This is a genomic window from Neobacillus sp. 114, from assembly GCF_030127045.1.
GTDB lineage: Bacteria > Bacillota > Bacilli > Bacillales > Cytobacillaceae > Neobacillus > Neobacillus rhizophilus.
Window position 1 is genome coordinate 1,955,013 of record NZ_CP126144.1, and the last position, 24,063, is coordinate 1,979,075.

A 24,063-nucleotide genomic window follows, 5' to 3' on the forward strand; every position below is an offset into this window, starting at 1 on the left:
TTTTTATGAAATTATTCACGTCCTGATAATTGTGCCTGTGCCTGCTGGACAAGTCTTTTAGTTATTTCCCCACCGACCGAACCATTGGCTCTAGAAACGGTATCGGATCCCAAATGTACTCCGAATTCTTGGGCTATTTCATATTTAACTTGATCAAGGTATTGTTCAATCCCAGGCACTAATAATTTATTTCTGCTGTTAGCCATATTTTTCACTCCTTATTCTATCCAGAGATTTATTTCTCTGTAAGGGTAGTATTGATTGCTTTGACTTTATTCATAAGTGGAAATGTTTATCGAATCTGGTTAGCTTTTCAATCTGTCCCTTTGCTTACATCCTTGGTGGGATGCATAAAAGGATATGCTTGCGGCTTTCTTTTGCTTTCTAGCAGTTCCCGATTTTCTGCTGTGTTCCAGCCGATATCGTTTGTCGGGTGCACCCACGCATCACCCGACATTATGGCTGGGTCCGTATCCTCTGACCAATTTTCTAGTGGAGAATTTTCTGAGGCATATAAGCTATCTCCAATGACTACTCCGTGCTCATTAACAAATGGCGCTTCCATTTTTATTCCTGTTCCTTCAAAGCTTGGTGCATTTATTTGATGCGGCAAAGTTTCATCGATACTTACTTTCTGTTCAATTTTCTTCCTATTATCTTTTTTCATCCAGCATTCCCCCTGTTTTCATTTATTATTTGCGTAAACCTTTTTTTTATTTATGAAAAATAAGGAAACGAATGATTCCACAAAAATTGCTTAAAACTATCTATGTAACATGAATTTTAAGGAGGTTTTCCAAGATGGCTAAGAGGAAGGCTGAATTTGATGCAGTGGAAAAGTACACCAAAACACCAAAGAAGAATGTCCAGGAAAGTGAATTTTCCGCTGAATTTACCGATAACAATAATGCAATCAGATTTCAAAACCGCAATTCAAAGCTAGGAAAAAAGGGAAGAAGTTAAAATGAAAGGCCGTCGCAAGACCCCGCCAAGAATACCTACAGAGGAATTTAGTGTAGAATTTGGTGATGTAAACGGTATTCCATTGGTTGAAAAAATAAAAAACAGATTTAAGAAAAAACGTACCTAAAAAAGAAAAATAAGCCGGGAGCACCGGCTTATTTTAGATTTTAAAAGGAAATAAGATTGTCTCTAGGTTGGTAGGGTCAAAATACGCCAATAAACCTGAGGACTGGTGGTCTATTTCACCGTTTAGAAAATACTTTGTCAAGTCAAAAGACAAAAGTTCCAGCATGGTATGCTTATAAAGTTCTTTTTCATCAAGCTCAAGTTTGAGAAATTCCGGTCCTAAAAGCTGCGGAGTCTCGGAAATTCGTTTGTAGATTTTCGAACGTTCGCTTTTTTCCAGCCCTGCTTCCCACCAAGGTTTTCTCGGTTTGTATTTATGATGATTTAAATAATCATATTTCATTAAACCGGAAATAACATCAAGGTTCGGAACCGCCCTCTTGACTAAAAATGAATGTAATCGCCGAAAAAGATCCTCCAACTGATGGCCGATTCTTGACCAGCCCTGTTCATCCCAGTAGGAACCAAAATCCTGAAAGAAATCGAACGGTGAAGGGAAAACATGTGTCACCAGGTATTCAACTGTGTGATCCATACGGTGGTCATTCCAATATTTCTCTAACACATCTTCCACTTGCTTTATTTTAACAATATCGTCAAACGATAGAACATTGTTGCTTAAAATCTCATATGGGGAATGATCCATATATACATAATCATGTTCTGCAGCACGTATACGTACCCCTGTTCCGCGCAGCATTTTTAAAAACCCTAACTGCAGTTCTTCCGGCCTCATTTCAAACACATCGTTGAAGGTCTTCCGGAAGGAGGCATAATCTTCTTCAGGCAGTCCCGCAATAAGATCAAGATGCTGATCGATTTTCCCCCCATCTTTCACCATCGTCACTGTTCTTTTCAGTTTTTCAAAATTTTGCTTTCTTCTCACAAGCTCATTTGTATAGTCATTCGTTGACTGTACACCAATTTCGAAACGGAAAAGTCCTTTTGGTGCCTCTTGGTTAAGAAATTCAATGACTTCCGGCCGCATAATATCGGCAGTAATTTCAAATTGGAACACAGTTCCGGGAAGATGTTCATCAATAAGGAAACGGAACATTTCCATTGCATAGCTTCTGCTAATATTAAAGGTCCGGTCAACAAATTTAATTGTTTTTGCACCGTTTGCCATTAAATAGCGAATATCCTCTTTAATTCGTTCCCGGTCAAAATAGCGGACACCGACTTCGATGGAAGATAGGCAAAATTGACAGCTGAACGGACAGCCTCGGCTTGTTTCGATATAAGTAACCCGTTTCCCCAACTGGGGAATATCCTCAGGAAAGCGGAATGGAGAAGGTAATTCTTTTAAATCAAGCTTATTTCTCTGTGGTGTGCTGGCTAAGTTTCCATTGTCACGATATGCAACTCCATGGACATTTTCGATATTTTTGTTTGTATTAAGCTCCGTCAGCAATTGTTTAAAGGTTTGTTCCCCTTCGCCCATTACGATAAAGTCGATTTCTGAATGTTTTTCCATCCATTCACGTGTGTCGTAGGAAACCTCAGGGCCTCCTAATACAATGATGAGGGAAGGGTCAATTTTCTTAAGCATATTGACGACCTTAAGGGTCTCTTCAATATTCCAAATATAACAGCTAAAACCGATAACATCCGGCTTTTGCTGGTGTAGATCTGAGACAATGTTCATCACCGGATCTTTGATGGTGTATTCCTTTAATATGATATCAAATTCAGGCGCTGCATATGCCTTTAAGAACCTGATGGCCAGATTGGTATGAATGTATTTTGCGTTAAGTGTGGAACAAATGACTTTCATAAAAAAGCTCCTTTTTTAGCTAATAAGAAAGTATAAACTTTCTGTCGAAAGCTTTATACTTTCTTAACGCATAAGTGCAACTACGCCTCATGAACCACCCTTAGGGGCTCGCCAATCGGCGAGTTTTCTTTATAATAAAACAAAATATTATTATAGCTTATTTTAGCCGAAAAGGACAGGGGACAAACCGGTGCCACTTTAGCTTATGCTAAGTTGATTATCAATTGCAATTACTCTGTTATAATACAACGTGAAACCTGTTATATAATTGAAAACAATGAAGATGCTTTGTAAATAAAGAATTTTTTCGATGGATTAAAATGTGTTTTAAAAAAAATGTTTGGATGTTTGATTTTTGTCACAGATTTAAAAAATAATATGGCCTACAATAGCGGTGAGATAAGTTAATTATTTATGTCTTTTTCGGGTAGTTTTATTGAACAAAGAAGGAGAGGGACATTATGTCTATTTTACCGCAAAAAAATGAGCTGGGTTTTTTTGAAATCCGTCTCGAATCAATCGGTGGTCTTGGAGCAAATCTTGCCGGAAAAATGCTGGCGGAAGCAGGGGTATTAGGGCTTGGTTTAAATGGCTCCAACTTTTCGTCGTATGGCTCGGAGAAAAAAGGAACTCCGGTTAAAAGCTTTATCCGCTTTTGTGAACCTAGGGTTGAAATTCGTGACCACAGTCCGATTGAGCAGCCTCATATTGTGGGCGTTTTCTACGAAGCATTGTATAAAACGATTAATGTGGTCAGCGGTTTAAATGCTGACGGTATCGTCTTAGTCAACTCATCAAGGGATTTCGATGATGTGAAACAGGACTTAAAACTGGAATATGGAACATTAGCGATTGTAGATGCTTTAACTATTGCCGTCGAGGAAAAAACGAAAGTAAATACAGCGATGCTCGGGGCGTTATTCCGCATATGTGATTTTTTGGATCCGGACGCCATGAGAAAAGTTATCCGGAAGACATTCGAGAAAAAATACCCGCACTTTGTCGAACCGAATCTGCGTACGTTTGACCGCGGCTATAGTGAAGTTGAATTTAAAACATACCATGTTCCGGAGGATGCCCAAGGTAAAGCCTTTACCCGCCCGCTTCCGCAGCTAGGCTATATGACCCAAGAGCTTGGTGGTGTTATCACCACTCAGGCAAATAGTATATTAAAAGATTTGAGCGGCTCAAGACAAGGCTTCTTGCCAAAGTTTGAACGCGATAAGTGTATAGACTGTGCGGCCTGCGATAACGTTTGTCCAGATTTCTGTTTCGTCTGGGAAGAGGGAGCGGACAAACGCGGCAGAGAGCAAATGTTTCTTAAGGGAATTGACTATCAATATTGCAAGGGCTGCTTAAAATGTGTGGAAGCATGTCCGACAAGTGCTTTATCGGATCTTCGAGAAATGATCGGATACGCAGACGCAAATCGTGTGAAGCAAAACTTTCCTTATGCAGTAGGAGGGAATTTATAATGGCTATTTTAGAGGAAAAATTAACAGCGCAGGTTGGAGCCGAGCAGATTTCGACCTTTGAATCCGGCAATGAAATGGCTGCGATGGCGGCAGCGCAAATCAACTATCATATCATGGGTTATTTCCCGATTACTCCATCTACAGAGGTGGCACAATTTTTAGATCAAATGAAAGCCCGCGGCGAGCATGATATTAAGTTGATTCCGGCAGATGGCGAGCATGGCTCGGCCGGTATTTGCTATGGTGCTGCCGCCACTGGGGCGCGCGTCTTCAATGCAACAAGTGCTAACGGCTTTTTATATATGATTGAACAGCTTCCAGTTCAGGCAGGCACACGATTCCCGATGGTCATGAATCTTGTCACTCGGGCTGTCAGTGGTCCGCTTGATATCCGCGGGGACCACTCAGATCTTTACTTTGGTCTAAATACCGGTTGGGTTATTTTAACGGCAAGAACTCCGCAAGCGGTCTATGACATGAATATTATGGCATTGAAAATTGCCGAACACTCCAAAGTCCGGCTCCCTGTCATTGTTGCATATGATGGATTCTGGACCTCCCACCAAAAACGGAGAGTTCAATACTTCAAGGACCGCCGGGTAGTCCAGCAATTTGTCGGCGAATGCCCGACTGATTACAATTTTATTAGAGATCCGCAAAAACCGGTAACGATCGGTGCCCACATGAACGGCGAAGATTTGATGAACAATCACTTCCAGCAATCCGAAGCTATGTACAATGCTGGAGAGGTATTCAGGGAAGTGTCTGCCGAATATGCAAAACTTTCAGGAAGAGAATATTCTGTTTTGGACTTATACAAAATGGAGGACGCTGAAGTTGCGTTATTCCTATTAAACTCTGCAGCCGAATCGGCAAAGGATGTTGTCGACCAGCTACGCGCCCAAGGAATTAAAGCCGGGGTAATCAGTCCAAATATTATTCGTCCATTCCCGGTTAAAGAAATCCGTGAAGCTCTTAAAAATGTGAAAGCATTATTAGTTGGTGAGCGTGCTGATTCCTATGGTGCACATGGTCCAAACTTAACGCATGAGGTCAAGTCTGCCCTGCAGGATGACAAGAATAATCAAACTATCGTGTTAAGCCGTGTATTCGGAATGGGCGGTAAGGATTTCTATGCAAATGATGCCCAAGAATTCTTTAATATGGCGATTGATGCGATGGAGAAAGGCTATGCAGAAAAACCATTTGATTATTTTGGGCATGTACCGGGAAATCCGGAAAAAATCCTGAAGCCTGTCATCACTCCGCAGCAGGGTGATGCCTATAAATCTGGTTTAATTGAAGTAAAAATGGATGAAGAAACAAATAAATTAAAAGTGAAAATCCCGCCACTGCGGATGCTGACAAATAAGCCGAAAAGAATTGCTTCCGGTCATGGCGCCTGCCCGGGCTGCGGCATATTCGGCGGACTGGAGTTGTTCTTTAAAGGGATTGAAGGGGATATTGTCACTCTATTCCAAACTGGCTGTGCCTACGTTACAACAACTGCCTATCCATATAGCTCGCATAAGCAGACGATGATGCATAACCTGTTCCAGAATGGTGCAGCAACCCTTTCAGGTACTGTTGAGGCCTTCATGGAATTAAAGCGGCGCGGGGAAATTCAAGTGTCTGATGATGCAACATTCGTGATGATTACCGGTGACGGCGGAATGGATATCGGTATGGGATCGGCAATTGGGACGGCACTTCGCGGCCATAAGCTGATTATGCTCGAATACGATAATGAAGGCTATATGAATACCGGGTCACAAATGTCTTATTCAACACCGCTTGGCCATATGACAAGTACTTCTGGTGTGGGAAAAACACAGCAAGGGAAAAGTTTCCACCACAAAGATACAGTACAAATTATGGCTGCGACAAATATCCCTTATGTATTTACTGGTTCAGAAGCATTCCCACAGGATTTGGTTAAAAAAGGTGCGAAAGCCCAGTGGTACGCACAAAATGTCGGACCAGTATACGGAAAACTTTTAATAACCTGTCCATTAAACTGGAAATCCGAGGACCGTTATGGAACAAAAATTCTTGAAGAGGCCGTCAACTCCTGTTTCTTCCCACTGTATGAAGTAGAACAGGGTGTTACCGCTATTACCTATAACCCAGAAGAAAAGAAAAAGCGCGTTCCGGTAACAGAATGGTTTAAATATATGGGGAAAACGAAACATCTCCTCAAAGAAGAAAACAAACATCTAGTAGACGAATTCGAAAGAGAAGTAGAAAAAAGGTGGCAGCGCCTTAAAGCAAAGCATGAAAATCCATGGCTATAAAAATAGAAAAACGCAAAGCAAATTAGCTTTACGCCAAATTGTCGAGAAAGGATATTTTTCTCGACAATTTTTTGTGCTTTTCCAGAATCAACTATCGATATTTTTGATTGCCCCTGCTAATCAACAGACCTCTTCGACAGCATGACTCAAAGCAATTTAGCTTTGCGTTTTTCTTTTTATAGGAAGAAATAAAAAATATTGGCAGAAAAAAGGAATTAACAAGTTTTGTATAGAATATAAGTTTTTAAATTAACGCTGAACTTTGGTTGATAGCGGGGTGGCCGTTTAGTGGAAATTAAATTGGAACAGGATGGTACTTTACCGAGCAAGCCTGATGTAGTGTTTTCAAAAAATGCAAAATTGCAAAAGCACGAACAAAGATATAAACGCATTTTTGAAGATTCCATTGATGGACTCATCCTTTGGGATTACCAATATCGCATAGTAGATGTAAATTTTACAGCAGAAAAGCTATTTGGTCTTCCAAAGGAAAAATTAATAGGTAGATTGTTTTTTGAGCCATTTAGCAAGCTTGAAAAACAAACGCTAGAAATAAAGAAACATATTAAGCAGGTAATTGAAAAGGGGTATCATACATCCATTATTGTTTTTGAGATGATTTCCGGCAAAAATAGGCATATCGAAATCAGTTCAAAATTAGACATTATGGAGGACTTGAATTTTACTGCCTTAAAGGATATTACTGAAAAGATGGATATGCAGGAACAGCTTAGGAAATCAGAAACGTTAAAGGTTATAGGCGAGCTTGCGGCTGGAATTGCCCACGAAATCAGAAATCCGATGACAGCTTTAAAAGGCTTTATCCAGCTACTTGAAGGTAGCATCAAACAAGAACATTCCATGTACTATGAAGTGATAACTAGTGAGCTAGAGCGGATTGATACCATCATTAACGAATTTTTACTATTGGCTAAACCCCAGGAAATCCGTTTTCAGGAGAAGAATCTGAATCAAATAATGAGGGAAACCTTAGACATTTTACACGCCCAGGCTGTTTTACATAATGTTCAATTCTCAACAAGATTTGATGAAACGCTTGCGCCGATTTTTTGTGAACCCAATCAGTTGAAAAAAGTTTTTATTAATTTAATCAAAAATGCGATCGAAGTCATGCCAGACGGCGGGACAATTACGGTTACTATAGAGGCCTTTGAAAATAATCAAGCTCTGATTTCAATCCAGGATGAAGGGATAGGAATATCCAAAGAGAAATTACAAAGGCTGGGGGAAGCTTTTTTCACAACCAAAGAAAGAGGCACAGGACTTGGGTTAATGGTCAGCTATAAAATTATTGAGGAGCATAAAGGCTCAATACGGATTGAAAGCGAAGTAGGAAAAGGGACTACATTCTATATCACCCTGCCGCTGCTTTAAAACTTAAAAAGTATGATTGCAGTCTCCCAAATTGTCGAGAAAGGTTATCTTTCTCGGCAATTTTTTATTTTATCTAAATTGATAGTCTATGCAACTAGGGCTGTTGATTTCCGCTCCGGGCACTCGCTTTCCGCGGGGAGGTCCTGGAGCCTCCTCGGCGCTTTAGCGCCTGTGGGGTCTCCAGTGACCTCTATATCCCGCAGGAGTCGAGTGCCCTACGCTCCAATCAACAGGGAGACAAATTAATCTAAATTATTGCCACACACTTTTTCGAACCTTGCTAAGTGTATCGCCTTTATGAGAGACATTTCCCTCAATGATTCCATCGATTTTGTCCTTCATTGGTCTTCTGGCAAGATAATAGAAGCTTCATCTTGTGAGTTGAAGTTTTAATTTAATACACCTGTTGATTGGCGCGGAAGGCACGAAGACTCCTGCGGGAGTATGGGGCAGGGGAGACCCCGCAGGAGCTTTAGCGACGAGGAGGCTCCCCGGCACACCCGCGGAAAGCGAAGTGCCTGGAGCGCCAATCAGCAGACCTGTTGAAAGGGCCAATATATTAATAATATTATAATAAACTATCGCGGAATATCACTAAAGAAATAGAGCGAAATGAAAGGCTATCGAAAAGTTTTTCGACAGCCTCTTATTTTCTGTGAAAAATTATTTGTAATAATCTGGTCTTCGGTCTTCAAAGATTGGAATTTGCTTACGGATTTCTCCAACAAGCTTTAAATCAATCTCTGCGGTTAAAATCTCCTCATCTGCGCCCGCTTCGGCGATAATCTCACCCCATGGATCAATGACGAGTGAATGTCCGGCAAATTGATTATTCGGATCGCTTCCGGAACGGTTACAGGCAATCACAAAACATTGGTTTTCGATTGCTCTCGCAATTAATAGATTTCTCCAATGTGATAATCTTGGAGCAGGCCATTCCGCCACTACAAACAGTGCTTCCGCCCCTTCAGATGTATGGGCACGAATCCATTCCGGGAAGCGGATATCATAGCAAATGACTCCGGCAAATGCGTGGTTATCAAGCTTAAACAGGCCTTTTTCACTACCCGCTTCCAAATAAAGGTGCTCATCCATCAGCTTGAATAAATGAAGTTTACTATATTCGGAACTAAGTTCGCCCTCACGGTTTATGATGAGAAGGGTATTTTTCACTCCCTGGTCGTCCTGATTGGCGACAGACCCGCCGACAAAGTTAACATTGTACTTTTTGGCAGCATTTTTTAAAAATTCTATTGTTTGAAGCGCTCCCTTATCAGCGATTGTATCAAGGCGGGTCAAATCATAGCCTGTTGTCCACAGCTCGGGCAATACAATGATATCCGGCTGTTCGCTAATAGCTGTTTCGATTAGTTTTTCTGCATTCTGATAGTTTTTTTCGGGATTGCCAAAGGCAATATCCATCTGCAAACAAGCAATCTTTAATTTCATTATTCTCTCTCCCTTATGAAATTTCGGAATTTTTCCTTTACAAGCCGTTATAAAAGTTATATCATTTGTGACTAGAATTTCAACCTTAAAATTAAGAAAATAGCAGGTGAGAACATGAAGCATTTTCCTCAATCGGAAATATTGAATAGTCTTCCAAAGCAATTTTTTGCATCACTCGTAAAAAAGGCAGGTGAATACATAGAACGGGGATTTGATGTGATCAATTTAGGCCAGGGGAATCCTGACCAGCCGACACCAGGGCATATCGTTGTTAAGCTTCAGGAGGCAGCGGCAAACCCTATAAACCATAAATATTCTCCATTTCAGGGATTTCCTTATTTAAAAAAAGCGGTCGCAGATTTTTATTTTCGGGAATATGGTGTAGAACTCAACCCCGAAAAGGAAGTCGCAATCCTTTTTGGCGGCAAAGCGGGTTTGGTGGAGATTCCCCAATGTTTGTTAAACCCTGGGGATACCGTTTTGGTTCCTGATCCAGGATATCCTGACTATTGGTCCGGGGTCGCACTGGCTAAAGCCGAAATGGTCACCATGCCTTTGAAAGAAGAAAATCGTTTCCTTCCTAACTATAGCGAACTAAGGACAGAGGACCTTGAGAAGGCAAAATTAATGTTCCTAAACTATCCTAATAATCCGACCGGGGCTGTAGCTGACCTAGAATTTTTTGAAGAGACTGTAAGGCTTGCAAATGACCATGATATTTGTATTGTACACGACTTTGCCTATGGAGGCATCGGGTTCGATGGTGTAAAACCACCAAGCTTCCTCCAGGCACAGGGTGCCAAGGATGTCGGCATTGAAATATACACACTCTCCAAAACTTATAATATGGCAGGCTGGCGCGTTGCTTTTGCAGTAGGAAATGAAAGTGTGATTTCTGCACTAGAGCTCATTCAGGATCACTTATATGTCAGTTTGTTTGGTGCCGTCCAGGAGGCAGCGGCAGAAGCGCTGACAGGCCCTCAGGACTGCGTGAAGGAATTAAATGAGATGTATGAGCAAAGACGAAATTGCCTCATTGACGGCCTCTGTTCGATAGGCTGGGACGTGACTGCGCCAAAGGGATCTTTCTTTGCTTGGCTAAAAGTGCCGAATGGTTTTTCTTCTGAAGAATTTTCCAACATTTTGTTGGAAAAGGCTCAAGTAGTAGCAGCACCGGGAGTTGGTTTTGGTTCGTATGGTGAAGGATATGTCCGAATCGGCCTGCTGACCTCAGAAGAGCGCCTTGCAGTAGCAGTCAAACGGATCAGTGAGTTAGAGATATTTAAAAAAAGCTAAAAATATAAAGTTACAAAGCTGGCTTAGATTTTTTTGAGCCAGCTTTTTTATATTAGATTCAGGGACTTTTGTACTAAAAAAATATTTTAAAAAAATGTACAATCCTTCCACAAAAGTGAATGCGCTTTCATTATTGGAACAAAGCGGTTTTCTTTAATAATTCCAATCCGTAACTAACGATTTGGAAATTTATGTCGAAATTTCAAGGAAACGAGCAAATAAACTGTCGAAAATAGAAAGTTTTAGAATGTTTTGTCTACTTTTGCGAATGTATTTACAATTGAAGAAATTCTTGTCATAATTCATCAAGTAGTCTAATTTTTTAGCGAATTACAGTAAGTGTGTAAGAGGTAGGAGGATAACATTGTACGAGTATAGTAATACCACTAGTCACAGTCCGAGCCATAGTCAAATGATTGAAAAGATAAAAGCAAAACGAGAACTTATGATAAAAAGTGCAAATACATTGGGATTTACAAGTGAACAAACCATTAAATACAGTCAAGAACTGGACGAGTTAATCAATGAGTATCACCGAATGATGGGACAAGCCTCCAAACCACCCGAAGAAATCAAATTCGCCTTAAAGCAAATGATCATGATTTGGCCCAAAGTATTAGTCTAACTAAAAGGTATCTTATCACTGTTCTAATGAAAACTACTTTAGTAAGTATCTAACTGTAAAATGCCCAGAAACCTCAAAATAAAGGCCTTCCGTTACATTTAATTATTGTAGCAGAAGGCCCATTCTTTTTAGTGCCTCCTTTAAAAACAAATTTTTCAGAGAGAAAAATATTTTCTACATGTATAGACAGTGCTGTGATTTTTATCATTGTCTATATCTCAATATTTCATATAGTTAAATTAGTACTATTTTCTATCTAAAATACCCACACCATGATGAACTTCACCCGTGCTTGCTGCACATGCAGCAAATTTCTCTTATATGAATTTTCCAGCTTTTTTCATTCAATTAAAGAAATCTATTAATTTTGGGTAATATGCTTAAATTGCGATTCATATATCGTTAATAAAAGCATTTTTAATAACCAACCAGAAAGTCAAACGCTTTCATCATTTTTAGCTTATTTGGAGGAGGGAAGTCCTACATGCACATTGTCGTATGTGTCAAACAAGTACCCGATACAAAAATCATCAAAATCAATCCAAAAACAAATACACTCGACCGCAGGAGTGCCCCGGCTATTTTGAACCCATATGATGCCCATGCGGTTCAAGAAGCTGTTAAAATCAAAGAAAAAACTGGCGGGACCATCTCGGTTTTATCAATGGGACCTCCGCAGGCAACTGCTGTCATTAAGAAAAGCGTTGAAATAGGCGCAGATCAGGGGTATTTAATATCGGATCGTGCTTTTGCCGGTGCCGATACTCTTGCTACCAGTTACGCCTTATCAAAGGCGTTAGAAAGAATTGCCAAGGAACTCCCGATTGACATGATTATTTGTGGAAAGCATGCCATTGATGGAGATACCGGCCAGGTTGGCCCTGGTATCGCACGGAGATTAGATATTCCTCCTGTTACAAATGTGATTGAGGTAACAGAAGTGAATGAGCGTGAGAAAACGGTCTTAATTAAACGGAAATTAACCAACGGATACGAACTGGTCCAGTCGGAAATGCCTTGTCTATTAACAGTTGAAAAAGAAATCAATGATATCGAGTATTCACCAATGCCGAACATGATTAGTGCTGCAAGATATGAACCGATTATTTGGGCAGTGGATGATCTTGAAAATGTTGACCGCTCACAGCTTGGACTAAAAGGGTCACCTACGGTTGTCGGTAAGATGTTCACACCTCCACGGCCTGAAGGCGGGAAAAAGCTAGATGGGTCCGCCGATGAGCAGGTAAGTCAGCTAATGGATATTCTGATGGAGAAAAAAGACCTGTTTACATTACAGTCAACTAAATAATGTTAATAAATTTTAGGGTATAGAGCAGGAGGGGTCTTAAATGAATCTTGACGATTACCGTGGAGTCTGGGTATTCATTGAACAAAATGACGGTAAAATTGAAGATGTTTCACTAGAATTGCTGGGTGCCGGCAAGAAGCTGGCAGATAAGCTTGAGGTTCCATTAGGGGGATTCTTGCTGGGCAATCAAATAAGGCCATTAGCCAATCAGGTTATTTCTTATGGGGCTGACGAGGTCTACCTAATTGACCATCCAGTTTTGAAGGATTATCGTACAGAATCTTATATGAGCGGTGTTATGCTGCTAGCGCAAAAATATATGCCGGAAATTATTCTTTACGGTGCAACACCCAACGGAAAGGACTTGGCAAGTGCTGTTGCAACTGATTTAGTTACAGGATTAACAGCAGATACGACGATGCTGGATGTGGACGTAGATAATAGATTGCTAGAAGCAAGCCGGCCGGCATTCGGCGGTAATATTATGGCAACGATTCTCTGTAAGAAGCATCGCCCGCAAATGGCAACAGTAAGACCTAAAGTAATGAAGGCACTTGAGCCAGATGCAGTAAGACAAGGAAAAATTATTGAAGAGAAAATAGCTTTGAACGAAGAGGAAATGCGTACAAAAGTACTGCAAATTGTGAATGACGTAACAAAAAAAGCTAAATTAGCCGATGCCCATGTTATCGTATGCGGTGGCAAAGGAATGGGCGACCTGCAAAATTTCCAGCTAATACATGAATTGGCGGAAACAATCGGCGCCAGCGCAGGCGGAACCCGCGATGTCGTTGAAGCAGGATGGCTGCCGCATGAGCAGCAGGTTGGACAGACAGGAGAAACGGTCACACCGAAAATTTATTTTGCCATTGGAGTATCCGGAGCGATTCAGCATGTGGTCGGTATGAAGAATTCCGAGTTTATAATTGCAATCAACAAAGACCCGAACGCCCCGATTTTTGACGTGGCAACGTACGGCATTGTAGGAGACGCAATGGAAATTGTCCCTAAACTAATCGAGCAATTTAAGAAGCTTAAAGCTGAAAAGGGCGGTGAACTGAGCTATGCCTGAGAAGTTTGACGTGATTGTGGTAGGGGCTGGCCCTGCAGGAACCTCTTGTGCTTACACTTGTGCTAAAAACGGTCTGAATGTGCTGCTGATTGAACGTGGAGAGTATCCAGGGGCCAAAAACGTTATGGGTGGAGTATTGTACCGCCAGCAAATGGAAGAATTGATTCCTGACTTTTGGAAAGAAGCGCCGCTTGAAAGACCGGTCATTGAACAGCGGTTCTGGATGATGGACAAAGAATCAGTTCTTTCGTTCGGATATAAGGGCCTCGAATGGGGCGTGGAGCCATATAATAACTTTACAGTCCTAAGGGCCCAGTTTGACCAATGGTTCGCAAAGAAAGCTGTGGAGGCAGGAGCGCTTCTAATTACCGAAACAGTTGTCACGGAATGTATTGTCGAAGACGGCAAGGTAGTTGGCGTCCGAACCGACCGGCCGGATGGTGAGGTTTTTGCAGATGTAGTCGTCCTTGCTGACGGAGTTAACTCGCTTTTATCCAAACAGCTTGGGTTCCATAAGGAGTTCCGCCCAGACGAAGTGGCACTGACGGTTATGGAAGTTGTTAATCTTCCAAAAGACAAAATAAATGACCGCTTTAATTTGGAGGACAACCAAGGCTGCACGATTGAGATCTTTGGAGATTCCACAAAAGGAAATCTGGGTACGGCTTTCCTATATACCAACAAAGAGAGTTTGAATATCGGTGTAGGGACAACACTATCGAGTATGATAAAAGCAAAAATGAAGCCATATGAACTGCTGGATTACTTAAAGAACCATCCAATGGTCAAGCCGTTCATTGCCGGAGGCGAGTCTGCTGAATATCTTGCCCACCTCATTCCGGAAGGCGGCTACCGCTCAGTTCCTAAAGTGGCAGGCAATGGAGTTATTGTTGTTGGGGACGCTGCCCAGCTTGTTAACGCCATTCATCGTGAAGGTTCGAACATGGCGATGCACTCTGGCTTATTGGCTGCCGAGACTGTTATTGAGGCGCACCGCCTCGGCAATTTCAGCCAATCAATGTTAAATAACTACCGCGAGGCCCTATATAATAGCTTTATCATCAAAGATTTAGAAAAGTACAAAGATGCTGCCCATACATTCGAAAAATACCCGCAATATTTTAAAGAGTATGTTCCGATGATGAATCAGGCAGCTAGCAAATTCTTTACGGTTGATGGCACGCCAAAACGTGATAAACAAAAGCAAATTATTAAGAATATGACCTCGCAAAGAGGAACGCTTCGCGTATTGCAAGATCTCTATCGTGCATGGAAGGCGGTGAAATAATGTCAACGAAGAATATTGAGGAAAAACAGTATCTTCTCAGGTTTAAGTGTGACACAAAGTCCCATCTTACCGTTCTTGATCATGACGTTTGTATGACCCAATGTCCTGATAAAATTTGTACAGTATTTTGCCCAGCCGAGGTATATAAGTGGGAAGGAACGCGGATGCAGGTAGGTTATGAAGGTTGTCACGAATGCGGAAGCTGCCGGATTGGCTGCCCTTACCAAAATATTAAATGGGAATATCCAAAAGGCGGTCATGGAATTGTCTTCAGGTTAGCGTAAAAAAAAGGTGCTGTTTGCTATTTGCAGGCAGCACCTTTTTTTGCTAATTGTAATTTACACTATATGTATATTTTTTCACAAGGGATTTTAAAAAGAAGGTGAAGCTAGAAGGTAAGTATTTACAGGGTCAGCTTATTTTCTCTAAAAGGGCTGCCGAGGAAAGTTCATCTTTTTTGCAGGAGGCTGCAAGCGAGGAAGCAAGGGCTATGGCATGATCCATTTGTTCCATATTTTGTGAGCAAAAATACGGCTTTTTCCAATTGAAGTCGCCGTCATTTGCGGCTGGATATATACTGACTTTCCAATGATAATAAATCCGTGGCTGAGGGAGCTGGACCCCTTCTACGGCAATTAGCCAATGTGTAGAATTGGATTCTGGAATGTAGGCATCTGTATCCTTAAGCGAAACAAAATCATTTGCACCAATCGGTAAAAATGCCGTTTGATAAAAGTCATGATAATTTGGGGTTTTCAATATATTTACCTCCCTTTCATAATATCTAACTTTATTATATGAAACTATAAAGATATTTTTGAGTGATAAATGTTATAATTTTTCAAAAAAATAAAACGTTTTCAAAAAGTTGTCAATAATATTCCGAGGACGTTGTAAATTTGGTATAGATGTGACGATTGTCACTACATAATAGGAATGGCGCTTTTATACTATAAGCAGAAGATTGAAAGAAGTGAATGGAATGAGCAGTTGTATGAGCGGTATCGGCGGGATGCCGAATGCTGAACTAAAAAGTAAGGGATTAAGGCAATTAAAGGAAGAACATCCCTCATTAAGAAGCCAAATGGAAGGATTGTTCAGCTTAACCCAAAAAATCGATAAAGATATTGATATAGAAGCTAATTTCCAAGAGTTAATTATGAAGGTAAAAGAATTTCAGGCAGCGCTTGACCCGCATTCGGAAAGAGAAGAAGGTGTGCTGTTCCCAATAATGGGGACTTATATTGGGACAACTTCTGGACCAATAGCGGTAATGGAGTATGAGCATGACCAAGCAAAAGCACATATTAAATCCTTTCTTGAACAGGCAGCCAGGACCCCTGCTTCACATGATGAATTAAAAATATTAGCCGGATACATCCAAAATGCTTACTTTATTTTAACAGAGCATTTTAACAAGGAAGAAAACGTCCTCATCCCAATGGCCGAGATTGCTCTCTGATGAAGAAAAAGAAGAGTTACATCAAAGGATTCAAAAAATTAAGTAAAAAGGATGGACATTCCATCCTTTTTACTTTTTTCGCAATAGAAACATTTAGGATAAAAAGTGTGACTTTGCCGTCAATTGACAGAGGTTCGAAATTTTTTTATAATAATTTTGAAATCGAGATATTATGGGTATTTTGCTTTTGAGGGCAATTTCCCAAAAAGATAAAGGATGAGTTGTTATGGAAAAAGATTCAACAGCTGTTTCGTTAAAGCTATTCATTGTTCTCTCAAGAGCCTATAAAGCCATTAATGAACACGTCAATAAAGTTATCCAAGCAAGCGGTTTAAACCCAACTGAGTTTGCCGTATTAGAGCTTCTTTACCACAAAGGCGACCAGCCGCTGCAACAAATTGGTGCAAAAATTCTGCTTGCGAGCGGAAGCATTACGTATGTTGTCGATAAGCTGGAACAAAAGGGATTATTGAGAAGGAGCGCCTGCCCGACAGATAGACGTGTAATTTTTGCGCAAATAACAGATGAGGGGAAAAAATTGATTCAGGATATTTTTCCTGAACATGCCCAACAAATTGATAAACTTATGTCAAGTTTATCTGATTCCGAAAAGCTGGAGGCAATTGACTTGTTAAAAAAATTAGGTCTGCCTGCAGGAAAATTTTAATACGGCTTTTAGTCGTATTTTTTTTGCAAAAAGGAATATTAATCAATAGTGTCGAAATGAATATAGCCGAAAAAAATGAAAAAGGGGGTTTTTTCATGGGCTTTGAACAGTATACATACGTACGACCTAACTTAGACGAGGTTCGGGCAAAATTTAATGAAGCATTAGAGCGTTTCAAAAACGCTGACTCAGTGGAAAAGCAGAGCGGGGTCATGAATGAAATCAATCAACTGAGAAATGACTTGGGGACGATGTTCAATCTTTGTAATATTCGCCATACCATTGATACGAATGATGAATTTTATAAAAATGAGCAGGATTACATGGATGAAATCCAGCCTGAGGTTGAAGGGTTAATCACAGGATATTATCAGGCTTTGGTTGATTCCAAATTCCGCCCGCAATTGGAAAACAAGTGGGGCACTCAGCTTTTCGCCCTTGCTGAAAGTCAGCTAAAGACGTTTAAACCGGAAATTGTTCCTTTGCTGCAAAGGGAAAACCGATTATCGTCAGAATACACCAAGCTTGTTGCATCGGCGAAAATCGAATTTGAAGGGGAAGAGCGTACACTTGCGCAAATCGACCCGTTTATTGAATCGACAGACCGGGAGATGCGCAAACGCGCGAGTACGGCGAAATTTGGTTTCTTTGCAGAGCACGATGCGGAGTTTGACCGGATTTATGATGAATTGGTAAAGGTGCGGACCGAGATTGCTCACGCCTTGGGTTATAAAAACTTTGTCGAGCTTGGTTATAACCGCATGATGAGAACCGATTACAACGCCGAGATGGTGGCTAATTTCCGTCAGCAGGTAAAGGACTTTATTGTTCCAATCGCATCTAAGCTAAAAGAGCGGCAGCGGGAACGGCTTGGCCTTGATAAATTAAAATTCTATGATGAAGGTTTTGTGTTCGAGACCGGAAACGCTGTACCGAAGGGTAGTCCAGAATGGATCATTGAGAACGGACAAAAAATGTATCAGGATCTTTCAGAGGAAACCGGAGAATTTTTTACCTTTATGATGGAAAATAATCTGATGGACCTTGTTGCCAAGAAGGGAAAGGCAAGCGGGGGCTACTGCACTTATATCGAAAATTATAAAGCTCCGTTTATTTTTTCGAACTTCAATGGCACATCAGGTGATATTGATGTCCTGACTCATGAGGCAGGCCATGCCTTCCAGGTTTATTCGAGCCGTCAGTTTGAAATACCTGAATATAATTGGCCAACCTATGAGGCATGTGAAATTCATTCGATGAGTATGGAGTTTTTTACCTGGCCGTGGATGGAGCTGTTCTTTAAAGAAGACACCGATAAATATAAGTTCTCTCATCTTAGTGATGCGCTCTTGTTCCTGCCATACGGAGTTTCCGTTGATGAATTCCAGCACTGGGTTTATGATAACCCGGAAGCCACGCCAACAGAGCGCAAGCAAAAATGGCGGGAAATTGAGAAAAAATATTTGCCGCATAAGGATTATGACGGCAATAAGTATTTGGAGAACGGCGGCTTCTGGCAGCGTCAGGGACATATTTATAACTCACCGTTCTATTATATTGACTATACGCTTGCGCAAATTTGCGCCTTCCAATTCTGGAAGCGGTCAAGGGAGAATCATCCAGAGGCATGGGCAGACTATGTCAAGCTTTGTAAGCTTGGCGGTTCTATGTCATTTACTAAACTAGTGGAAGCAGCCAATTTAATATCACCATTTAAAACCGGCTGTGTAGAATCTGTTGTTGGTGAAATCGAGAATTGGCTGAATTCGGTTGATGATAAAAAGCTATAAAAAAAGCGAAGCCGCAGGGCTTCGCTTTTTTTTTTGGCTAATAAGAAAGTATAACTTTGATTTGGCCATCTTCTAAAATAGCAGCAAGCTGTTTAGCATCTGGCTGGTCTAAAATAAAATCAGTAATTTTGTCCTCAAGCTGTTCCTGAATGGCACGTCTTAATGGACGAGCACCAAATGCAGGATGGTAGCCAAGTTCTGCTAATTTTCCTTTTACCTCTACTGAAATGGTTAGTTCAATGTTTTGTTCTTTTAATGTTTCTTGCAACTCAGAAGCCATTAGGTCGACAATAGATAAGATATGCTCTTTATCCAGCGATGTAAATTCAATGATGCTGTCAAAGCGATTTAAGAATTCCGGCTTGAAGAAGCTGCCAAGAGAGTCAAGGATGCTAGCTTCTTCCATAGCATTGGATGTTCCAAAGCCAACGTGAATGTTTTTGTGTCCAACGCCGGCATTACTAGTCATAATAAGGACGGTGTCCTTAAAGCTTACCACTCTTCCTTGGCTGTCAGTAAGACGTCCGTCCTCAAGAATTTGCAGGAACATATGCATTACGTCGGGATGGGCCTTTTCTATCTCATCCAAGAGAATAATGCTATATGGGTTGCGGCGGACTTTTTCGGTTAATTGACCAGCCTCCTCATGGCCAACATAACCTGGAGGTGAACCAATTAATTTTGACACGCTGTGTTTTTCCATGTATTCGCTCATATCAAGTCGAATCATCGAATCCTTCGTGCCAAATAATTCTTCTGCAAGAGTCTTAGATAATTCTGTTTTCCCAACACCTGTTGGACCGACAAATAAGAAGGACCCGATCGGACGATTTTTTGCTTTTAAACCGGCACGGCTGCGGCGAACAGCTTTTGCGACCTTCTGAACGGCTTGTTCCTGGCCAATAACCTTTTTATTCAAATTCTCTTCCAGTGATTTCATTTTAAGCTGCTCGTCTTCTTGAAGTTTACCGACCGGAATCCCAGTTTTTTCTTCAATAATTTTTTGGATATCAGAAACTGTAACAACCGGTCGCTCCGTTTTTGAGGCACTATTTAATGCCTTTTCAAGTTGTGCTTCTTCATCACGAAGCTTTGCTGCCAGTTCATAGTTTTCCTTTTTCAATGCTGTTTCCTTTTTAGCAGCAATTTCCTTAAGACGGGCCTCGATTTGTTCATTATTCCGATAATCTGAAGTTAGATTTAGTTTTGAACCTGATTCATCTAATAAATCAATCGCCTTATCAGGCAGGAAGCGGTCTTGAATATAGCGCTGCGATAAGGTCACACAAGCGTGGATGGCTTCGTCTGAATAATTGACCTCATGAAAGTCCTCATATTTTTTCTGAATCCCTTTAAGGATGGCAATGGCTGCATCTGTATCCGGCTCTTGAACCTGAATAGGCTGGAAGCGGCGTTCTAAGGCTGAATCCTTTTCAATTTGACGGTATTCTTTTAATGTCGTAGCACCAATAACCTGAAGTTCACCGCGGGCAAGGGCTGGTTTTAAAATATTGCCGGCATCCATAGAGCCTTCAGCGGAGCCTGCACCAACAAGCAGATGGATTTCATCAATGAATAAAATGATGTTTTTCCGCTCCTGCAATTCAGCGATTAACTGCTTCATCCGCTCTTCAAATTGACCGCGGATTCCGGTATTGGCAACTAAAGAAGCTACATCTAATAAATAAACTTCTTTATTTTGCAGCTTGCCTGGTACATTGCCATCGGCAATCTTTAAGGCAAGACCTTCCGCTATGGCCGTTTTTCCAACACCAGGTTCACCAATTAACACAGGATTGTTTTTATTTCTTCTGTTTAATACCTCAATGACTCGTTTAATCTCGTGATCACGGCCAATAACCGGGTCAATTAAGCCGGCTTTTGCCATTTGTGTTAGGTTACGGCCAAATTGGTCGATAAAGCCGCCGCGGCCGTTTTTATTTTCAACTGCCTGACTAAATTGACCATTTGGAATGTGGCCTTGGGAAAAGTTCTTGCTAGCAAAAAGCTCTTCAAATGGAAAACCGTTGAATGGGTTCATATTCATTCCAAAGCCTGCACCTAATGCTTTTTTCTCCTTTGTATAACATTCATGGCAAAGTTTCAAATCATGATGCTGCCCATTAACATTCATGTTTAATTGTACATTTGCTTGATTTTGATTACATTTTTGACAAAGCATGTAAACAACCTCCTTGTTATTAGCTTTTATCAATTTGACTTTGACTATATTTGACCTTATGACCATAGTATACTCTGACCTTTTTTGACTTTCAAGTCTTTCGCTTGGTGAAATTTTTTCCATGATAGGAAAATAAGCTTACGAGAAAAAGCTCGTCATTGTTTGTCCCTTTGGTCATATATTTGTGATAAGGGGGAGATGATGTGAAAAAAAGCTGGAATCAAGCTTTTCAAATAGCGGCAGTCTATGTGGGGACTGTTGTTGGAGCAGGATTCGCTACAGGAAAAGAAATCGTGGAATTTTTCTCACGGTTTGGTTTCTTTGGCTTTATAAGTATATTAATGAGCGGCTATCTTTTCGTTGTGATCGGTTCAAAACTGATGCGGATTGCTGCACAAATTAATGCAAAATCGTACCAGGAATTTAATGATTATTTATTTGGAAAATGGGCTGGAGGCATCATCAATTTTTTTATGCTATTTATGCTGCTTGGGGTAAGTGCCGTCATGCTGGCAGGAGCAGGGGCCGTTTTTGAAGAACAGCTTGGATTGCCAAAAAATGCGGGGGTGTTTATAACCATTTTTTTATCTTATTTGGTGATGCTTGTAGGTACTAAGGGGCTTTTTGCTGTCAATACTTTTGTGGTTCCTTTAATGATTGGCTTTAGTCTGATTTTAATGCTTTTGTCTTTGCAAATGCCAAACTTTTTAGAGCAATTTTTGTATATTCCTCATGCTTCTGATGGGTGGAAAAGCGTTATTGCACCATTTTCGTATGCTGCCTTGAATCTTGGACTTGCTCAAGCGGTACTAGTGCCGATTGCATCAGAAGTGAAGGACGATTGGACGATCAAATGGGGAGGGATTCTTGGTGGTGTGGCTTTAACGGTAATATTAATTGCGAGCCACTTTACATTAATCATGCTCCCAAACCTGGAATTATATGAAATTCCGATGGCCGTTATTATGAGAAATTTAGCCCCGTTTTTCTATTGGATTTTTGTTATTATCATTTATGGAGAGATTTTTACTTCAGTTATTGGTAATGTTTTTGGTCTCGACCGGCAGTTAAAGCAATATATGCCTGTACCGACGCTAGTTTCTGTAACAGCTATTTTTACAGTATCTTACTTAATTAGCTTGGTGAATTACGGAACACTTTTGTCCTATCTATATCCATTGTTCGGGTATATTTGCATGAGTTTTTTTATTCTCCTGTGGATGAAGCCATTTACACCCCCAGAAAGAAATTGAAAAGCAGCTGCTCAGGCCAGCTGCTTTTATGTTAGTGGCAGAAAGATAAACATCATCATGTCAAAAATGATATGAGAAACAATCACGAGGGGCATGCTTTTTTTCCAAAAGTATAAAAACCCCCACACAAGACCGGAGGAGAATGCAGCGAACATTAGTAAAAAGGACCCCGAATAAATATGAACTGACCCATATAATAAAGAGCCAGCAATAATGGCGACGTACGGTTTCAGGTGTTTTAACAGTCTTTTTTGGACAAACCCTCTCCAGAACATCTCTTCGCCAGGTGCTGCCACCAAAATCAAGGCTAAATAGTGCCAGAATAACGAAGGGGCAAACCATCGGTACAAACGTCTTACATCTTTTTTAAAGCCTGAATTGGCCATCTCGAAAAGCTGATAGCCAATCCAAAACAGCAAATATAATAGCAAACCGGAAATGACGCCTAAAAATAAATACTTGATAAAAGAGGCCTCATCTTCCACGTCTCCCTGAAACGTGGCAAAGGCGATTAGTATTAGGATGGAACCGGAAAAAATGTACCAAAATATCGCCTTATCATGAAAAGAAAAAAAGAGAAGGGCATGGGCGATAATCAATCCGGTAATTAGACGTAAATCCAGGGTTCGTTTTAATTCCATAATAGGCTCCTTCGAAAATCATAACTCAATATGTAAAGGAAAAGATTTCAATATACATTTTATCCAATAACATTGATAAGAATATCTTTAAATGAAAAAAATATAATCGAGAAAGGAGTGAAGAGAATGAGTAAAGCACAAAGTCAAAAGGAACGTGAATGGACGGTCAGAAAGCAGGATCAAAATCCTCATGGCAAGGTTAAATCGTTTAAAGAGCTTTCAAAGGAAACGGACCAAGGAAAATAAACGGCTTTCTGGTATAAAAAAGAAGAAAAGGCAGTGTGCATTCTGCCTTTTCAAACAATTAGTAAGCGGTTTCTTTGATAACCTTATAATTTTTATGATTAACGACTGTACGCTGATCTAATTCTAAATCACGATAATTATCCATATATGTTAAGTCAACTATTACAGAATTTTCATTAACTTTTTCAACAATCCCTTGCAGTCCGCCGCGAAATTCGATGATATTTCCTACCTCTGCTTTTTTCAAATTTCCTCTCTCCTTTATCTAGCAAACTTAAAAACTATTTAAATAACAGTTTGCACTATTTTTCCAAATTCGTAAAGGTGTTAATGTTACAATTTAGTTAATTTCTTATATGTTTTTGTAAAAAAATTCTGGAAATACAATTAGATTATGGTAACGTTTTCATATTTAGGGATGAAATTAGCTTTAAAATAGGTTTTTACGTTAAAATAAGGAAGTGGAAAGAGGTGCTGAAAAATGAGGGAAGAAACAGTTAACGATATATTAGATCGTCTTATGAACGGAGAGCTTTCCGAATATTACGTTAACGTTGAGGAATTTATGGATTTCCGTCAGGTGCTGGTAAAACGAAAAGATTTTAAACACTTCCGCGGCATTGCTCAGCGAAATGGAGATGTTCTCTACCAATATTTAAAAGAGCCGAGAAGTTAAATGAACGAACCCGTTTTTATAGGGTTCTTTTTTTACCAGTATGTTTGGGAAGGTGGAAAAATTTGATAAAATAAAAG

At 40.5% G+C, this 24,063-nt stretch carries 25 protein-coding genes; 17 read left to right on the forward strand and 8 right to left on the reverse strand.

All coding sequences use genetic code 11. The features are described from left to right. Positions 1-11 precede the first annotated feature (11 nt). Positions 12-206, reverse strand: coding sequence for an alpha/beta-type small acid-soluble spore protein (locus tag QNN06_RS09805; protein WP_213116535.1), 195 nt, complete (start codon positions 204-206; stop codon positions 12-14). A gap of 107 nt (positions 207-313) precedes the next feature. Further along, positions 314-667 carry a DUF3905 domain-containing protein gene (locus tag QNN06_RS09810; RefSeq protein WP_213116534.1) on the reverse strand — a complete coding sequence of 118 codons (354 nt, stop codon included), beginning with the start codon at positions 665-667 and terminating at the stop codon, positions 314-316. 134 nt (positions 668-801) lie between these two features. Between QNN06_RS09810 and QNN06_RS09815 the strand changes: the two genes are divergently transcribed. Together QNN06_RS09815 and QNN06_RS09820 are read left to right on the forward strand one after the other, a co-directional pair. Next, complete coding sequence (locus QNN06_RS09815) at positions 802-963, forward strand: hypothetical protein (RefSeq protein ID WP_213116533.1); 162 nt, start codon at positions 802-804, stop codon at positions 961-963. A gap of 1 nt (position 964) precedes the next feature. After that, positions 965-1,090 carry a hypothetical protein gene (locus QNN06_RS09820; RefSeq protein WP_261363767.1) on the forward strand — a complete coding sequence of 42 codons (126 nt, stop codon included), beginning with the start codon at positions 965-967 and terminating at the stop codon, positions 1,088-1,090. Positions 1,091-1,123: 33 nt separating this feature from the next. On the opposite strand, the gene QNN06_RS09825 is transcribed toward QNN06_RS09820, so the two are convergent. After that, positions 1,124-2,866: a B12-binding domain-containing radical SAM protein gene (locus QNN06_RS09825; RefSeq protein ID WP_284037510.1), complete on the reverse strand. Its 1,743-nt coding sequence runs from the start codon at positions 2,864-2,866 to the stop codon at positions 1,124-1,126. Positions 2,867-3,327: 461 nt separating this feature from the next. Between QNN06_RS09825 and QNN06_RS09830 the strand changes: the two genes are divergently transcribed. The 3 genes from QNN06_RS09830 to QNN06_RS09840 all read left to right on the forward strand — a co-directional run bounded on the left by QNN06_RS09830 (position 3,328) and on the right by QNN06_RS09840 (position 8,030). Then, positions 3,328-4,341, forward strand: a complete 1,014-nt coding sequence (locus QNN06_RS09830; RefSeq protein ID WP_284037511.1) for a 2-oxoacid:acceptor oxidoreductase family protein — start codon at positions 3,328-3,330, stop codon at positions 4,339-4,341. Beyond that, positions 4,341-6,635: a thiamine pyrophosphate-dependent enzyme gene (locus tag QNN06_RS09835; protein ID WP_213116530.1), complete on the forward strand. Its 2,295-nt coding sequence runs from the start codon at positions 4,341-4,343 to the stop codon at positions 6,633-6,635. Before QNN06_RS09830 ends, QNN06_RS09835 begins: the two co-directional genes overlap by 1 nt. A 288-nt stretch (positions 6,636-6,923) precedes the next feature. Then, positions 6,924-8,030 (forward strand): PAS domain-containing sensor histidine kinase, encoded by a 1,107-nt coding sequence (locus tag QNN06_RS09840; protein ID WP_284037512.1) that lies wholly within the window; start codon positions 6,924-6,926, stop codon positions 8,028-8,030. A gap of 663 nt (positions 8,031-8,693) precedes the next feature. On the opposite strand, the gene QNN06_RS09845 is transcribed toward QNN06_RS09840, so the two are convergent. Further along, positions 8,694-9,602 carry a carbon-nitrogen family hydrolase gene (locus QNN06_RS09845; RefSeq protein ID WP_372447572.1) on the reverse strand — a complete coding sequence of 303 codons (909 nt, stop codon included), beginning with the start codon at positions 9,600-9,602 and terminating at the stop codon, positions 8,694-8,696. Between QNN06_RS09845 and QNN06_RS09850 the strand changes: the two genes are divergently transcribed. The 6 genes from QNN06_RS09850 to QNN06_RS09875 all read left to right on the forward strand — a co-directional run bounded on the left by QNN06_RS09850 (position 9,594) and on the right by QNN06_RS09875 (position 15,353). Next, a complete protein-coding gene (locus QNN06_RS09850; RefSeq protein WP_284037513.1) occupies positions 9,594-10,775 on the forward strand; it encodes a pyridoxal phosphate-dependent aminotransferase in 1,182 nt (393 codons plus the stop codon). The genes QNN06_RS09845 and QNN06_RS09850 overlap by 9 nt on opposite strands. A 364-nt stretch (positions 10,776-11,139) precedes the next feature. Next, on the forward strand, positions 11,140-11,400 hold the full coding sequence (locus QNN06_RS09855; RefSeq protein WP_249366437.1) for an aspartyl-phosphate phosphatase Spo0E family protein: 261 nt from the start codon (positions 11,140-11,142) through the stop codon (positions 11,398-11,400). Between the two features lie 484 nt (positions 11,401-11,884). Continuing rightward, positions 11,885-12,709: an electron transfer flavoprotein subunit beta/FixA family protein gene (locus QNN06_RS09860; RefSeq protein ID WP_213116526.1), complete on the forward strand. Its 825-nt coding sequence runs from the start codon at positions 11,885-11,887 to the stop codon at positions 12,707-12,709. 40 nt (positions 12,710-12,749) lie between these two features. Next, a complete protein-coding gene (locus tag QNN06_RS09865) occupies positions 12,750-13,781 on the forward strand; it encodes an electron transfer flavoprotein subunit alpha/FixB family protein (RefSeq protein ID WP_213116525.1) in 1,032 nt (343 codons plus the stop codon). After that, positions 13,774-15,069, forward strand: a complete 1,296-nt coding sequence (locus QNN06_RS09870) for an FAD-dependent oxidoreductase (protein WP_213116524.1) — start codon at positions 13,774-13,776, stop codon at positions 15,067-15,069. Before QNN06_RS09865 ends, QNN06_RS09870 begins: the two co-directional genes overlap by 8 nt. Further along, positions 15,069-15,353 carry a ferredoxin family protein gene (locus QNN06_RS09875; protein WP_040204690.1) on the forward strand — a complete coding sequence of 95 codons (285 nt, stop codon included), beginning with the start codon at positions 15,069-15,071 and terminating at the stop codon, positions 15,351-15,353. The genes QNN06_RS09870 and QNN06_RS09875 overlap by 1 nt, the downstream gene beginning before the upstream one ends. Before the next feature lie 127 nt (positions 15,354-15,480). Here QNN06_RS09875 and QNN06_RS09880 read toward each other — a convergent pair whose 3' ends face one another. After that, positions 15,481-15,828: a hypothetical protein gene (locus QNN06_RS09880; RefSeq protein WP_213116523.1), complete on the reverse strand. Its 348-nt coding sequence runs from the start codon at positions 15,826-15,828 to the stop codon at positions 15,481-15,483. Between the two features lie 223 nt (positions 15,829-16,051). Here QNN06_RS09880 and QNN06_RS09885 point away from each other — a divergent pair, with 223 nt between their 5' ends. The 3 genes from QNN06_RS09885 (at position 16,052) to QNN06_RS09895 (ending at position 18,988) form a co-directional block, all read left to right on the forward strand. Next, entirely contained in the window at positions 16,052-16,531 is a 480-nt protein-coding gene (locus QNN06_RS09885; protein ID WP_349654935.1) for a hemerythrin domain-containing protein, read from the forward strand. 226 nt (positions 16,532-16,757) lie between these two features. Then, positions 16,758-17,198 carry a MarR family winged helix-turn-helix transcriptional regulator gene (locus QNN06_RS09890; protein ID WP_213116522.1) on the forward strand — a complete coding sequence of 147 codons (441 nt, stop codon included), beginning with the start codon at positions 16,758-16,760 and terminating at the stop codon, positions 17,196-17,198. A gap of 95 nt (positions 17,199-17,293) precedes the next feature. After that, a complete protein-coding gene (locus tag QNN06_RS09895) occupies positions 17,294-18,988 on the forward strand; it encodes a M3 family oligoendopeptidase (protein ID WP_213116521.1) in 1,695 nt (564 codons plus the stop codon). 37 nt (positions 18,989-19,025) lie between these two features. Here the strand turns inward: QNN06_RS09895 and QNN06_RS09900 are convergent, their stop codons facing one another. Beyond that, entirely contained in the window at positions 19,026-21,170 is a 2,145-nt protein-coding gene (locus tag QNN06_RS09900; protein WP_213116520.1) for an ATP-dependent Clp protease ATP-binding subunit, read from the reverse strand. A 203-nt stretch (positions 21,171-21,373) separates the two neighbouring features. Between QNN06_RS09900 and QNN06_RS09905 the strand changes: the two genes are divergently transcribed. Beyond that, complete coding sequence (locus tag QNN06_RS09905) at positions 21,374-22,423, forward strand: YkvI family membrane protein (protein ID WP_213116519.1); 1,050 nt, start codon at positions 21,374-21,376, stop codon at positions 22,421-22,423. Between the two features lie 26 nt (positions 22,424-22,449). Here the strand turns inward: QNN06_RS09905 and QNN06_RS09910 are convergent, their stop codons facing one another. Continuing rightward, entirely contained in the window at positions 22,450-23,064 is a 615-nt protein-coding gene (locus tag QNN06_RS09910; protein ID WP_213116518.1) for a CPBP family intramembrane glutamic endopeptidase, read from the reverse strand. A gap of 126 nt (positions 23,065-23,190) precedes the next feature. Here QNN06_RS09910 and QNN06_RS09915 point away from each other — a divergent pair, with 126 nt between their 5' ends. Beyond that, complete coding sequence (locus QNN06_RS09915) at positions 23,191-23,310, forward strand: DUF6254 family protein (RefSeq protein WP_249366436.1); 120 nt, start codon at positions 23,191-23,193, stop codon at positions 23,308-23,310. A 58-nt stretch (positions 23,311-23,368) separates the two neighbouring features. Here QNN06_RS09915 and QNN06_RS09920 read toward each other — a convergent pair whose 3' ends face one another. Then, entirely contained in the window at positions 23,369-23,557 is a 189-nt protein-coding gene (locus QNN06_RS09920; RefSeq protein WP_213116517.1) for a YkvS family protein, read from the reverse strand. Positions 23,558-23,791: 234 nt separating this feature from the next. On the opposite strand from QNN06_RS09920, the gene QNN06_RS09925 reads away from it, so the two are divergent. Further along, positions 23,792-23,986 (forward strand): hypothetical protein, encoded by a 195-nt coding sequence (locus QNN06_RS09925; RefSeq protein WP_213116516.1) that lies wholly within the window; start codon positions 23,792-23,794, stop codon positions 23,984-23,986. Positions 23,987-24,063: the final 77 nt, after the last annotated feature.